The organism is Acidimicrobium ferrooxidans DSM 10331 (genome assembly GCF_000023265.1).
Classification (GTDB): domain Bacteria; phylum Actinomycetota; class Acidimicrobiia; order Acidimicrobiales; family Acidimicrobiaceae; genus Acidimicrobium; species Acidimicrobium ferrooxidans.
The window spans coordinates 503,379-516,973 of sequence record NC_013124.1; the positions used below are offsets into that span (position 1 = coordinate 503,379).

The 13,595-nt window shown below is 66.0% G+C and carries 12 protein-coding genes; 4 read left to right on the forward strand and 8 right to left on the reverse strand.

Annotated elements, in window-relative coordinates:
* Positions 1-6: 6 nt before the first annotated feature.
* Positions 7-1,005, reverse strand: coding sequence for a galactose-1-phosphate uridylyltransferase (galT, locus tag AFER_RS02565; protein WP_015797965.1), 999 nt, complete (start codon positions 1,003-1,005; stop codon positions 7-9).
* A gap of 121 nt (positions 1,006-1,126) precedes the next feature.
* Here galT and AFER_RS10790 point away from each other — a divergent pair, with 121 nt between their 5' ends.
* Both AFER_RS10790 and AFER_RS02575 read left to right on the forward strand, forming a co-directional pair.
* A complete protein-coding gene (locus AFER_RS10790; protein WP_015797966.1) occupies positions 1,127-2,269 on the forward strand; it encodes a cysteine desulfurase family protein in 1,143 nt (380 codons plus the stop codon).
* Positions 2,266-2,739: a DUF2269 family protein gene (locus AFER_RS02575; RefSeq protein ID WP_015797967.1), complete on the forward strand. Its 474-nt coding sequence runs from the start codon at positions 2,266-2,268 to the stop codon at positions 2,737-2,739. Before AFER_RS10790 ends, AFER_RS02575 begins: the two co-directional genes overlap by 4 nt.
* Positions 2,740-3,672: 933 nt before the next feature.
* Here the strand turns inward: AFER_RS02575 and AFER_RS02580 are convergent.
* The 6 genes from AFER_RS02580 to AFER_RS02605 form a co-directional block, all read right to left on the reverse strand.
* Positions 3,673-4,962 carry an ABC transporter substrate-binding protein gene (locus AFER_RS02580; RefSeq protein WP_015797969.1) on the reverse strand — a complete coding sequence of 430 codons (1,290 nt, stop codon included), beginning with the start codon at positions 4,960-4,962 and terminating at the stop codon, positions 3,673-3,675.
* A gap of 20 nt (positions 4,963-4,982) precedes the next feature.
* Positions 4,983-5,747 (reverse strand): ABC transporter ATP-binding protein, encoded by a 765-nt coding sequence (locus tag AFER_RS02585; RefSeq protein WP_015797970.1) that lies wholly within the window; start codon positions 5,745-5,747, stop codon positions 4,983-4,985.
* A complete protein-coding gene (locus AFER_RS02590) occupies positions 5,728-6,525 on the reverse strand; it encodes an ABC transporter ATP-binding protein (protein ID WP_015797971.1) in 798 nt (265 codons plus the stop codon). The genes AFER_RS02585 and AFER_RS02590 overlap by 20 nt, the downstream gene beginning before the upstream one ends.
* Positions 6,512-7,531, reverse strand: a complete 1,020-nt coding sequence (locus AFER_RS02595) for a branched-chain amino acid ABC transporter permease (protein WP_015797972.1) — start codon at positions 7,529-7,531, stop codon at positions 6,512-6,514. Before AFER_RS02595 ends, AFER_RS02590 begins: the two co-directional genes overlap by 14 nt.
* Before the next feature lie 10 nt (positions 7,532-7,541).
* Positions 7,542-8,417, reverse strand: a complete 876-nt coding sequence (locus AFER_RS02600; RefSeq protein ID WP_015797973.1) for a branched-chain amino acid ABC transporter permease — start codon at positions 8,415-8,417, stop codon at positions 7,542-7,544.
* Between the two features lie 1,590 nt (positions 8,418-10,007).
* Positions 10,008-10,682: a response regulator transcription factor gene (locus AFER_RS02605; protein WP_015797974.1), complete on the reverse strand. Its 675-nt coding sequence runs from the start codon at positions 10,680-10,682 to the stop codon at positions 10,008-10,010.
* A 192-nt stretch (positions 10,683-10,874) separates the two neighbouring features.
* Between AFER_RS02605 and AFER_RS02610 the strand changes: the two genes are divergently transcribed.
* Positions 10,875-11,195, forward strand: coding sequence for a transposase (locus AFER_RS02610; protein ID WP_012784157.1), 321 nt, complete (start codon positions 10,875-10,877; stop codon positions 11,193-11,195).
* Complete coding sequence (locus AFER_RS02615; protein ID WP_012784158.1) at positions 11,195-12,064, forward strand: IS3 family transposase; 870 nt, start codon at positions 11,195-11,197, stop codon at positions 12,062-12,064. The genes AFER_RS02610 and AFER_RS02615 overlap by 1 nt, the downstream gene beginning before the upstream one ends.
* Here the strand turns inward: AFER_RS02615 and AFER_RS02620 are convergent.
* Positions 12,007-13,515 carry a sensor histidine kinase gene (locus AFER_RS02620; RefSeq protein ID WP_049755233.1) on the reverse strand — a complete coding sequence of 503 codons (1,509 nt, stop codon included), beginning with the start codon at positions 13,513-13,515 and terminating at the stop codon, positions 12,007-12,009. The genes AFER_RS02615 and AFER_RS02620 overlap by 58 nt on opposite strands.
* Between the last annotated feature and the right edge of the window lie 80 nt (positions 13,516-13,595).

Here is a 13,595-nt window from a genome sequence, read left to right on the forward strand (position 1 = left end):
GGTCGGCTAGCTCGCGGCTTCTCGGGGCGCGTCGCCCACCAGCACGTCGGTCGCGACCTCGGGAGCGACGACGTTGATGGGCACGCCGGTGCCGAGCTCGAAGCCTGCACGGGTGGTGAGCTTCGGATAGACGTGGGCGTGCCAGTGGAACTGCCCGAAGGCGCGATAGGGCGATGAGTGGAACACCACGTTGTAGGCGACGGGCCCAAGGCGCGTCCGGAGGCGTGCGAGGCCGTCGCGGACCATCTCGCCGACGGCGAACAAGGTCTCCTGGGCAGCGAGGTGGAGGTGGGCTCCGTGGTGACGGGGCACGATGAGCAGCTCGAACGGCGTCGCCGACCAGTAGGGCGCGATCACGACCGCGTGTTCGGTTCCGAGCACGAGGCGCTCACCGATGCTCTCTTCGAGTGCCACCGTGTTGCAGAGCAGACATCCCCCGACGAAGCGCGCAAAACCCGCCTGCTCGTCGGAGAGCTCGCGTGGGACGAAGGAGATGCCGAGGAGCTGTGCGTGGGGGTGGGCCATGGAGGCGCCGGCGTCACGCCCTTGGTTGACGATCACCTGGGAGTAGCGGATGGCAGCCGAGTGTGAGTGCGCCTCGATCCGATCTCGGATGGCCGACATGACCACGTGCGTCTGCTCGTCGTCGAGCGCTGCCCAGCTCGCGTCGTGGTCGGGGGTGAGCACGAGGACCTCGTGAATGCCGCTCGCGGGTGCGCTCGTGAAGACCGGTCCGTGGGTCGTCGAGACCATGGGCTCGTCACCCTCGAAGGCGGGATAGAGGTTCGGGACGACCCGTACGCTCCACGAGCCGCTCGGCCCGTAGGTCTCGAGGGCGGGAGGGGTGTCTTCCTCGTTGCCCGGGCAGAAGGGGCAAGGACGCGAGTCGTCCTCAGGGCCGTGCTCGTCGGAGAGGGCGAGGGCCTTTGGACGCCAGCGACGCTGCTCTGCGACGACGACCCAGCGACCGGTGAGTGGATCGAGGCGCAGCTGATGCGTGGCCATGGGCTCCCTCTGCTGAGAACGGACTTATCGCCCCCAGCGTAGCGCGTCGGCGGTTGCTCGGGCGGGCCCGCCGGTCGCTGGCGCTCGTCGTGGTTGGGTGTCGCCTCGTAGACTCGCTCCCATGGCGGTCTACCTCGACCACGCCGCGACCACGCGGATCGCGCCCGAGGTCAGGGCGCTCATGGTTGAGCTGCTCCGCGTCGAGGGCAACCCTGCGGCCGCACACGCCTGCGGGAGGGCCGCGAAGGCCATTCTCGAGCGGGCACGGGTCGAGGCGGCCGACGCGCTCGGCGTCTCGTCTCGTGAGGTCGTCTTCACGGGTTCGGCGACCGAGGCGCTCGACATCGGGATCGGCGATCTCGACCTCGCGCCCGACGTCGTCGTGGCCACGAGTCCGATCGAGCACCCCGCCGTGCTCGATGCGCTCGCGGGGCGGCCCATCGTCGAGCTTCCCCTCGACGGCGAGGGGCGAGTGGCCATCGGGTCGGCGCGCGAGATCCTCCGCGACCTCGGCCCACGGCTCGGAGCGCTCGTCGTGACCGGGGCTGCGAGCGAGACCGGCGTCATTCAGCCTGTCGGTCGGCTCGCCCACATCGCACGCAGCGTCGCTGCGAAGGCGGTCGTCGTGAGCGACCTCGTGGCGCTCGCACCGCTCGGGCTCGACGCGGGCTCTCCGGCTCGTCGGATGCTGGAGGTCGTCGACGTCGCGGTGGTCGCGCCGCACAAGCTCGGCGGTCCGACGGGGGTCGGAGTCCTCGTGGTGCGGGAGGGAACGCCGCTCGCGCCGCGGCGTCGCTACGTGGGCCAGGAGCGCGGCCTGCGCGGTGGGACACAAGCGGTGTGGCTGGCGGGGGGTGCGGCACGCGCCCTCAGCCTTGCGGCTGCCCAGGGCGCGTCACGGCGCGAGGCCATCGTCGCGCGACGTGAACGGCTCGAGCAAGCGCTCGTGGAGGCGGTTCCCGCTGCCAAGGTGGCAGGCGCGGGTGCTGCGCGTGTCGGGATCAGCCTGGTGGCCGTCCCTGGGGCTCGCTCGGAGGAACTCGCGGTGCTCCTCGACACCGAAGGCGTGTGCGTGTCGGTGGGGGCGGCCTGTCGAGCGGGTGCTCCCGAGCCATCCCCCTCGCTGCTGGCGATGGGGTGGGACGAGCCCGAGGCGCGATCGGTCGTACGGCTGAGCGTCGCGCCGGAGACGACCGACGACGACGTCGTCGCGGCGGCGATGGCGCTCGCGCGTATCGCGGAGCTCCTCGGGGCCGCCGGGTGATCGGTCTTCTGTCGGCCACGGGTCCGATCGCGACGGTGCTCATCCTTGCCCATGTCGGCGTCGGGATCGTGGGCTATGGTACCAATGCGCTGGCCGGCTGGGACGCAAGCGAGGTCCTGCGCGGTCGGACGGAGGGGCGGCGGTTTCTCGACGGGAGCGTCGCGCCATCGCAGCTCGCCATGCTCTGGGTTCCGATCCTCGGGGCGCTGCTCGTGGCACTCGTCGATCCAGAGGCCCTTGGCACGGCGTGGTTCCTCGTCGCGTTCGGTGCGTGGTGTGTGAGTGTCGCGCTCGTGCTCGCGGTGGCGTGGCCGGCCCAGCGAGAACTCGGGCGCTTGCTCGCTGCGACGTCGGCCGTACCCGAGGCGCTGCGCAGACCAGCTCGACGGATGCTGCGTGCGCAGCAGCTCATCGTGGTCTGCTACGTCATCGCGTTCTGGTTGATGGTGCTGAAGCCAGGGAATCGGTAACGATCTGCGTCGTACGAGCGTGATCGATTGGGGTGGTGGCCTGGATCGCAAGGATGCCGATCATGGATCGGACTGATCGCCGGGTGCGCGATGCGACGGGCCTTCTCCCAGCCAGTGTGACGCCTGCTACCGGAGGAGAGAATTGACATGACGCCGAGCTCGCCCGTCGCGTCTCTGCCGCGCGGCGCCGACGAGGACGCCACCTTAAGGCAGGTCCGACGAACGTACCCTCGCTGGTGCTCGACCAGCGGCGCAGGTGTGTTGGCGTCGGCTGTGACCTCGGCGCGAGCGACGCGACTTTGGCAACTCGGGTGGGCCGGGAACGCATCGATCGACGTGAGCAAGCCCAGGAGCGCGCGCGTCCACGCGGCGACGCCGCCGAGGAGTGGCTGGCCGCATGAGCATCTGCTCCCACCGCGAATCGAGAGACCTGTGCCACACACATGGTCATAGCAGACAGGCGATGCTCTTGGCGACTCGCCAGAAGGTGTCGCAGCCGGCATCGGTCCCGGTTGGGGTCGCAAGAAGACAAGCCTGTCATGAGCCACATCCACGACACGCCCTCATCGGTGGACGTGCTTGCGATCAAGCCACCGCAGCGGGCCGGGATCACTGGCGGCATCGGTCCCCAGGCGGACAGGTCCCAGGCATTGCACCCCGACGGGGTCACTCGGTTCATGCGTCTCACCGGGAACCAGACGACGACATTGATCGATCCTGCCAGCAGGCCCGAGGCCAGCCAAGGACGATACGTACAGGTGGTTCAGTCCGCTCCCACGACACTCTCGTGCCAACGTACTCGGCTGTGTGCGAGGGATGGGGCATCACGTCAGCAGGGAGGGAACTGTCGACTGCACCTCGGTCGAATGCAGGGACCGAGAACACCGCCCAGGCACGGTGTGCCTGGGCGGTGTGGAGTGGGGGATCAGTGGTCTAGTACAGCCGTGCGAGGGTTGAGGCCGGCTCCAGATACACCGTCTTCAAGTTGCCGCTCGGGGTGAACTGCACCACCTCGAAGGAGGAGAAGACGTTGTGGTACTGGTTGAAGTTCTCGTTGCCACTCGCGCCCTCGTAGTTGATCTTCTTGCCCTCTTTGAGGAGTGTTGCGCAGCTGGTGTAGCTGTAGCACTTGATCCCAGGAGGGTTCGAGACCTTGGTGATGTAGGGCCGCCACACCGTGGGATTGGACGAGTGGGCTGCATCCATGGCGAGTGCCGCGATAATCACCGCGTCGTACATTGCCGGGGAGGCCGGCAGGGGCTGGTTGGTGTGCCACACCGCCTCGTAGGCCGACAGGAAGGCCTTGTTCGACTGGGCGTATCCCGGAGGCGCCGCCATGCCGGTCAGCCATCGAGACGCATTGGAGAGTCCCATCGCCTGAGCCATCTGCAGTGACGCACCCGTGTCGCCCGTGATGTAGGGGATGTTGAGATGCCCCAGCTGTTTGACGTTGGCGAAGAAGGTGCTCGCTGTCTGCGGATCCATGTGGAAGAACACGCATCCCGGCTGTGCACCTGAGAACATCTTGGCCACGACCGACAGGTAGGAGCTCTGGCCCGCCACGATCGTCTCGGAAGCGACGATCTTGCCACCGAGCTTCTCGTACGCACGGGTCACTGGTCCAACCTCGGCTTGCGCGTTCGGCCCGGAGTCGTACACTTCTGCCGCCTGGGTGCAGTGCTTGGCCGTGTAGGCGTAGTAGGCCTCGCCCGACAGGAGCTCAGAGTCTGACGGGAACACTCGATAGACGTATGGGTAGCGCATGTAGTCGAGCTGCGTCGTGCCGCCTTCCATGAGATCGACCACGTGGTCAGGACCGAAGTCCCGGATCACGCCCTCGATCTCGAGCGAGGACGGTCCAAAGACCACGACCGGCTTCTTGAGCAGCAACGTCCGGAGCGCCGTGACTGCGTCCACAGGGTCCCCCGCAGTGTCCTCGAGCTGTGAGGTGATCTTCGCGCCGAGTACGCCGCCACCGTGGTTGACCGCGTAGATGCCCGCGAGCACGCCGTGGTCGAACCATTGTCCGACGAACGCCTCCTTGCCGCTCATCGGCAGAAGGATGCCGGCTTGAATCGGTCCGGTCAGCTTGCCAGAGGAGCTCGCCGAGCTGGCCGACGAGCTCGACCCGCATGCTGCGAGCGCCAGAGATCCGAGCGCAGCAAGCCCCGCCGCCATGCCACGGGTCCGCCACCGGCGAGTCCCCTGTCGGTTCCGTTGCATCTATCCTTCCCCCTTCGTTGTCACTCGTGATCTTGGGAATCACGATCCCAGGAAGAGGCGACCGCCGCCTCCTCCGCCCCCCCCGATTGGCCGAGGAAGATTGCTGCCATGTCGAGCTTTGCGAGCTCTGCCGGCGCCCCGTCACGAAGATTGCGTCCGGCGACGAGGATGTAGACCCAGTCCGCAGAGGCAAGCGCCCGCTCGACGTTCTGCTCCACGACGACCACGGTCGTCCCGAGGGCGGCCACCTGGGCGATCTGCGACCAGACAACGTCCACGTTCGCCGGTGAGAGACCGGCAGTGGGCTCGTCCAGGAGCACCACCTTCGGGTTGCTCATGAGCGCACGGCCCATGCCGAGCATGTTGCGCTGGCCACCGGACAGCAGACCCGCCTTGCGCTTGCGGGCCAGCGCCAAGGCGGGGAAGATCTCGAAGACCAGCTCCTTGCGGGCGTCGAGCGAACCTCGCTCGACGAATCCTCCGAGCTCGAGGTTTTCCTCGACGCTCATCGAGGCAAAGACGTTGTCCACCTGAGGGACATACGCCATGCCAGCTCGGGCAGCGTGATGGGCACTGAGATCCGTGATGTCGGTTTCGTCGAGATACACCTTGCCGGCCATGCGCGGAATCAGTCCGAAGGTGGCCTTCAGCGCCGTCGACTTGCCTGCCCCGTTGGGGCCGATCAGGGTGACGACCTGGGAGACCGACGCGTGGAAGCTAATCCCGTCGACGATCGGCGCCTTGCCGTAGCCAGCGGTAAGTCCCTCAACGCGCAGCACGTGCATCGCTGGCTCCTCCCGTCAAGTACGCATTCACGACGGCCTCGTTCTCGCGCAGCTCGGCCATGGTCCCGGTTGCGAGTGCGCAGCCAGCTGCCATCACCACGACGTGGTCGGTGATCCGCTCAACCACATCGAGGTTGTGTTCGACGATGAGAAAGGTCACGCCCAGCGAAGAGCGGATCTCGTTGATGTGTTCGCAGATGCGGTCGACCAGCGCGGGGTTGATCCCCGCCATGGGCTCATCCAAGATCAGCATCTTCGGCTCGGCCATGACGGCACGAGCCAGCTCGAGCAGACGCTTCTGGCCACCAGAGAGGCTGCCAGCGTACTCATCGCGCATGTGCTCCAACCCGAAGGCCGCGAGGATCCCTCGGGCGCGTGCAACCAGCTCCAGCTCCTGCTGTCGATAGCGCCGAGGTGCGAAGAGCGCGGTCATGAGACCCTCGCCCACCTGACGGAGCGGGGACACCATGAGGTTTTCCATCACGGTCATCGCCGGATACTCCCGTGAGATCTGGAAGGTTCGGATGAGACCGAGCTCGGCAACCTTGTGGGGCGCGAGTCCAGTGATGTCGTGCCCGTCGAAGTTGATCGTGCCGGCGTCGGGGCGCAGCGCTCCTGCGATGAGGTTGACCATCGTCGACTTGCCTGCCCCGTTCGGGCCGATCAAGCCGGTGATCGATCCGTCCGCAACGGTGAAGCTGCAGCCATCGACCGCATGGACACCCCCAAAGGCGCGGACCACACCGTCGACCACCAGGATCGGGTCAGTCGTCGACATCGACGGCACCTCCAGCCACGGGAATCGGATCGGGCAGACCTACGAGCTTGACTGGCTCCGGGAAGCGCGCTTTGCGCTCTGGGACAACGCCTTGCGGACGGAACCACAAGACGAGGATGACGAGTGCACCGATGCACATGTTGCGGATCTCTGGGATCAGGTTCGGCATCGAGGAGATCGCTGGCAAGAATCGAGTGGCCTCATTGAAGAGCACCGCAACCAGGAACGATCCCACGACCGCACCAGTGTTGTTGCCACGACCTCCAACGATCAGGGCGGCCCAGATGACGAAGGTCTCACTCGTGCCCCAGCCTGCCGGGGCCAGCGCCGTCACGTACCAGATGGTGAGGACGCCCCCGATCCCGACGAAGACGCACCCCAGCACCATCGCGATCATGCGCACTCGGTAGGTGTGCTTGCCGAAGGCCTCGGCTACGTCGAGGTCCTCGCGGATGGCCCGCATCGTGCGACCGAGCGGCGATCGATAGAGGCGATTGGCAAGCAGCCAGCAGATAGCCATGACCACAGCCGAGAAGGCGAGAAAGACCAGGGAATAGGAGTTCGGTCCGAGCTGGAGCACGCCGTTGAAGGGTTGCGGCACCCCGACCAGTCCCTCGAACCCATCAAAGATCTTGGTGTTGTTCCCAACGAGCCCATAGATGATCGAGCCGGCGGCGAGCGTGACGATTGCGAGGTAGTCGCTGCGCAGCCGCCGGAGCGCCACAAGCCCGATCAGGTAGCCAAGCAATCCCGCTGACGCCGCCCCGATCAGCATCGAGATTGGCCATGGGAGCCCAAGGCCAAGGATGTAGTAGATCCCCGAGCTCGGCACCTCGTGGGTCAGCGACGCGACCCCCGCCATGTAACCGCCGATCGCCATGAAGGTGATGACGGTGAAGTTCAGGATCCCTGCGTAGCCGAACTGAATGTTCAAGCCGAGCGCGAAGATGTTGTAGATACAGAAGTACACCCCGAGAGTGGCCGCATACCCCACGATGACGCCCATGATGTGCCTCCTAAGCCTTTCCAGCGGTCGCGAAGATCCCCTGCGGCCGAATGAGCAGTGTCAAGACCAGCACCAAGAAGGCGACGTCCAGGCTGTAGGCAGCAGAGATCACGAGCGTCGAGAGGCTGATGGCGAGCCCGATCACGAGTGCGCCCACCATGGCGCCGTAGATCTTGCCGATACCGCCGAGGATGACCGCGGCGAAGATCACGAACAGGAAGGTGTTGCCGGTGAAGGCTTGAAACTCGACCGTGTTGAGTGCGAGCGTGATGCCCCCCAGTCCTGCGAGCGCACCACTCAGGAACCATGTCCAGCGTGTGGTGCGGCGCGTGTCAATGCCGCTCGCGGCGGCGAGCGGCGCGTTGTCCGACATCGCCCGCATCGCCATGCCGAGTCGCGTGCGCGTCAGCAGCAGGTGGACCCCGACCATCACCACGGCGGCGACGATGACGACCCCGATCTGGGCGGCGGTCAAGCTGAAAGGACCGAGGTGCAGGGGATTGCCTGCTGCGATGGGGTAGCGATCGAACCCAACCCCCCAGATTGCCTGCACCAGGTTCAGTAGGATGAGCGAGAGGCCGAACGTCACGATCAAGAGGAAGAAGCCACTCGTGCCTCGACGGACGAAAGGCTCGAGCACGGCGACATCGACCGCCACAGCCGCAAGCCCACTGGCGATCACCCCGACCAAGCCGCCGAGCCAGAAGGGCAAGTGCAGGCCGACCGACGCAGTGTAGGTCACGAACATTCCCACTGCGAGATAGGCTCCGTAGGCAAAGTTGACGTAGTTCGTGACTCCGAACTGCAAGCTGAGGCCTACCGCAGCGAGCGCCAGCACCGCCGAAGTCACGATCCCAAAGCCCAGGGTCAGTAAGAACAGGCTCATTCTCCCCCCTCTCGTTGGCCTCTCGTCTTAGTGCCGCTTGCACCGCGTGCGGGAGTTTGGCCACCAAGATGCAGTTTCGTGCGAATCGTGCACTTTGGCTCGTTTCGCTCACCGCGCCTCACCCCTGGGAGCTCGCGGGTCCACGCAGCGACCGTGTCCGTGCCGTGGCGACGCGTGCTGGGGGAGGGACATGAACAGTGCATGCTGACTCGCCCCTGGTGACGGCCCGCCAAGTGCCGGCGAGGCGCCCCACCGGACCGGACAATTCCATCGCGTCGCTTCGGCCCAGGTCCTCGATCGGCACCGCACGATCAGGAGGTCGTTCGCGAGCGCGACGTGAACGAGCCGGTGCTTGCCAGCCGGACCACCCTCTGTTGCAGTCGTACGTGAGGCCACGTCGCTGGTCGTGTCGCTGCACGGAGAGGGTGGTTGACGATTGAGACCCCGGCCACCATGACGCCCGAGCGCATGCCAAGTCGGCACGGGACCAGAGCCATACCCGATATGCCCGGACCAAGGGTTCTCGAGCGAACCCGAAGGACGAGATGCTGCTCTGCATTCGTGGGCTCGGGCAGGCCAGCGATCGGGGCGTCAAGTCGTTGGCCGATGCTGTTCAGCACCCCTGTACTCGGGCCTTTGCCGAGCGTGACAGCCTCTCGAAGCGAGGGGGAGAGCTTCGGTCCGCCAAACGGGTCGCGGGTCCTTCCGCGTCAGCGAGTGGCGTTGCCGCGTGAGCGTGGTCAAGACGGCGCGCGGTCGTGCCCGCTAGGGTCCTCGTCGCTCTGTGCAGCCGGAGGTCGCGCGTCTCGAGTGCTGCCCTGTTGGGTGAGGCCGACCGCATCAAGGCTCGCAAGGCCACCGCGTTGCAGAAGACGTCGCCGTAGACCTGGAGCGACCGATCGTCGCCGACGCTGGCGATCACGAGGCATGAGGTGGCCCCGACGCGTGCGGTCGTCGTGCGCCGAGGAGCACACAGCGCGTCGTCTCCGGGGCCACGGTCGTCTTGGGGAAGCGAGACGGCAGCTCGACACTGCGCCGATGTCGAGCGCGCGGAAGAAGGTACGGTAACGTGTTCGCGCTCTTCGGGTGTTGTGTCGACCAGCAACGCCCATCGTCGGCATGAGGTTGAGCCGCGGACCTACCACTCAGCGAACCGCGGCCGTGATCGCCGAGATCGGGCCTGCGCGAGGGCGGACAGCGACTTGCGATGGACCGGTGCGTTGCCCAGGGGGGAGTGGCCGAGGATCGGCGTGCGACGGTGTCCGATCCCATCCCAAAGCCTGCCACCGGCCGAGCAGGAGAGGGCCGTCCGGAGCTGCGGGCCGAGGTGATTGGTCTTCCCCGCAGACCGAAGCATGCAGGGCCAGCATCGTGCCCTGCCTGAAGTCGGTCTGCACTGGCTGAGAGACCTGGTGAGCTGCGACGACCGAACCCGGGAGAGCCTCGTCTTGCCGGTTCCGCTCGTCGCTCGCCATGGGCTCGTCGCTCGTGCGATTACGTGGATGAGGTTGGTGGCGATGGTGATGCAACCTCGTGTTTCGGTTGGGACTCGAGTCCAACCGACCCTGACGTGGCGAGCCGGTGCGGGTGCTAACGAGGCCATCGGTAGCGATGCTCAGGTCGCCCGATTCCGTAGCGGAGCACGAGCTCGATCCGTCCCATGCGCGCGAGGTGTGAGAGGTAGCGTTGCGCGGTGGCCCGAGAGACTCCGGAGCGGGCTGCGACTTCCTCGGCCGAGAGCTCCTCCGTCGCGCCGCGCAGCGTCTCGACGATGACCCCGAGCGTCTCACGCGATTGCCCCTTGGGCAGCGAACGTTCGACGCTCGTTCGCAGCGTGGTATAGATCTCGTCCACCTTGTCCTGACTGGCCTCCTCAAGGGCGTCGAGCTTCTTCCGCATGGCGGCATAAGCCTCGAGGCGCTCCATCAGGATCGAGGGTGCGAAGGGCTTCACCAGGTAGTAGAGGGCTCCTGAGCGCACAGACTCGGCGACACTCGCAACATCTCGTGCGGCGGTAATCACCATGACGTCGATGGGTCGCCCTGCGATGCGCCCGAGTGCCTTGAGCACTTCGAGCCCCGAGACATCGGGGAGATAGAGATCGAGCAACACGAGGTCTGGATGGTGCTCCTCGGCGGCAGCCAGCGCGTGCGCTCCGGTGTGGGACTCTGCCACGACCTCGAAGCCCGATACACGCTCGACAAAGGCCCTGTGCAGCGCGGCGACCCGGAAGTCGTCGTCCACCACGAGGATTCGATACCTCATGAGTGCTGCGTGTCAGAGAAGGCTGGGATGTGTTGACGCAGGATCCCAGGCAATCGAACGACAAACACTGCGCCAACCTCTCGCAGCACCTCGATCGACCCTCCATAGCGCTCCACGAGTTGCCTGAGCCGCCCCAGATTCCGTTGACACGTCGTAAGTCACACGTACCATGGCAGAGGGAAGGGGAGGTCGATGGGGACGTCGAGAAGGAAGTTCACCCTGGAGTACCGGACCGAGGCGGCCCACCGGGTCATCGACAGCGGCCGGAGCGTCCCAGAGGTGGCCCGTGAGCTCGCGATCGGGGAGCACAACCTCTATCGATGGGTGCGGGAGGAGCGCAGGCGGATCGAAGCAGCAAACGCCACTGGCAGCCCGCCCCTCACGGCGCAGGAGCGCACCGAGCTCATCAGGCTGCGCAGGGAGCTCGAGGAGCTGCGCAAGGACAACGAGTTCCTGGGAAAAGCAGCCGCGTACTTCGCCGCGAAGCCACCAAGCAAGAGAGATTCGCGCTGATGGAGGCGGAGTACGCTCGCTTCGAGATCAAACGGATGGCACGCTTACTCGAGGTCTCCCGGGCTGGCTACTACCGATGGCGACGCACCCAGGTAGCACCGTCGCGTCGGGCATGTGCAAGACGCGACCTCGAGAACCGAGTGGTCGCGGTCCACCAGGCATCCTCTGGCACCTACGGCGCACGACGGATCACGGCGGCACTCCTCGCCGCTGGCGTGGTGACGAGCCACAACACGGTGGCAGCAGCGATGGCCAGGCGCGGCATCGCCGGTATCAGCCCCAGGAGGTTCCGCCCAGCGACCACCCACGCCGATCCGAAGGCGATCTACCCACCAGACCTCGTTGCCAGGAAGTTCGACCCGGGGCGCCTGCACGCCCTCTGGACCTCGGACATCACCTACCTCGCTCTCGCCGGCGCGATGGCATACCTGTGTGTGGTGCGCGACGAGCACTCGCGGCGGGTGCTCGGATGGAGCGTCGCGGAGCGCATGGAGACCACGCTCGTGCTCGAGGCCCTCGGCCAGGCCGTCGCGGTGCGTGGGTCCCACGCGCAGGGGGTCATCTGGCACACCGACCGAGGGAGTCAGTTCAGCGACCATCGAGTTGTGGCCTTCTGTGCCCGACACGGGATCACGCGCTCCATGGGGCGAACCGGCACCTGCTACGACCACGCGAGCGCGGAGTCCTTCTGGTCGATCTTCAAACACGAGTTCTTCTACCGCCACGCCTTTGGCGACCTCGCCGAGCTGCGCCGCGGCATACAGAGCTACATCCAGTTCTACAACCACCAGCGCAGCTGCTCGAAGATCGGCTACCTTGCCCCAGTCGTCTTCGAGCACCTCGTCGCGGAGGAGGCTCGCGTGAAGTAACCTGGGTGTCTACGAAATCTGGGGCACCTCAGCCGTACGAGGGCGAGGCCAAGCCCCCGGCGTGTCCCACTGCGCGTGAGCTTGGTGCTGAAGCCGTCGAGAAAGATCTCTGAGGCGATGTGGGCTGGGACCCTTGGACCTGAGTCGGCGACGATCATGGTGAGCGCATCTCCCATGGCGAGAAAGCTCGCCTCGATCCAGGCGTTGGGAGTATCTGCAGCTGCATCGATCGCATTGTCGATCAGGTTGCCGAGCAGTGTGACGAGATCGCTCGCGGGCATGCACTCGGGCGGCACGCGGTCGGAAGGTCCGAGGCGTAGCTCGACGTGACGCTCGGCAGCCACTGCACTCTTCGCCAACAGGAGCGCCACGATGACGGGATTGCCCACCTCGCGGGCCAGGCGATCCATGAGCGCGGTGTCACGAAGTGCGATGTCGGTGGCGAATCGGATGGCCTCATCGGTCTCTCCCAGTTCGATGAGGCCGACGACGGTGTGGATCCGGTTGGAGAAGTCGTGCGCCTGTGCTCGAAGCGCGTCGGTGAGTCCGAGCATGCCGTCGAGCTCGCGCAGCAGTGCCTCGGACTCGGTGCGGTCCACGAGCGTGACGACATAGCCGAGTAGGCGCCCTTGCACCTCGACGGCTCGACGATTGGCGATCAGGATTCGATCCTCGTGGACGACGAGCAGGTCCTTGCCCACGACCTCGCCCGTCAGAATGCCTTGGAGTCGACCATCTGGCACCAGCACGCCGACAGGGCGCTCGAGGAACCTTACTGGAAGGTGTAGGAGGCGGCGGGCCTCCTCGTTGGCGAACTGGAACCTTCCCTCGGGATCGATCCCCGCAACCGCCTCCCGGATGCCGTGGAAAATCGCGTCCTGTTCCTGGATGAGTTTGGTCAGCTCGTCGAGCTCGAGGCCAAAGGTGCGATCGCGAAGCCATCGGCTCGCCAGCCACGATCCTGCTGCACCGATGGCCAGTGCCACGGTGAGCGCTTCGAGCGCACGCACTGCGGATCCGGTGATGAGGGCAAGTGGGTTAGGCGCCGAGAACTCGACGACGACTCCGAGACCAGCCGAGTGCGAGATCGGGGCTCGCGCAGCGACGGGTCCGGAACCGCCGTTGAGGACGCCACTCCAGACGTTTCGTCCGTCGAGCTCGGCGACGAGCTGACCACGAGTGAGTGATCCACTCCCCGCCTCGACGAGACCATGGCGATTCACGACTGCCACGGCGAGCGCGCCAATGGCCCTGCGCGACTGTGTGAGGAGGGCTTGTCGGTTCTCCGTTCCGGACTCGAGGGTGGCGATATCTGGGTTCGCAGCGACGCTCTGTGCCGCAAGGAGCGCCTGATGTGTGTCGGATCCGAGCCCAGTCGGGACCTCGAGCGTCACCCACGCGATCGCTGCAATGACGCTCACCAGAATGATCCCGGCCTGGATGGCCAGCATGCGAGAGGCGAGCTTCGCGCCCCGCCTACCTCTCGAGACCGACGGATCGTCACGCATGTGTACCCCACCACAACACGCCG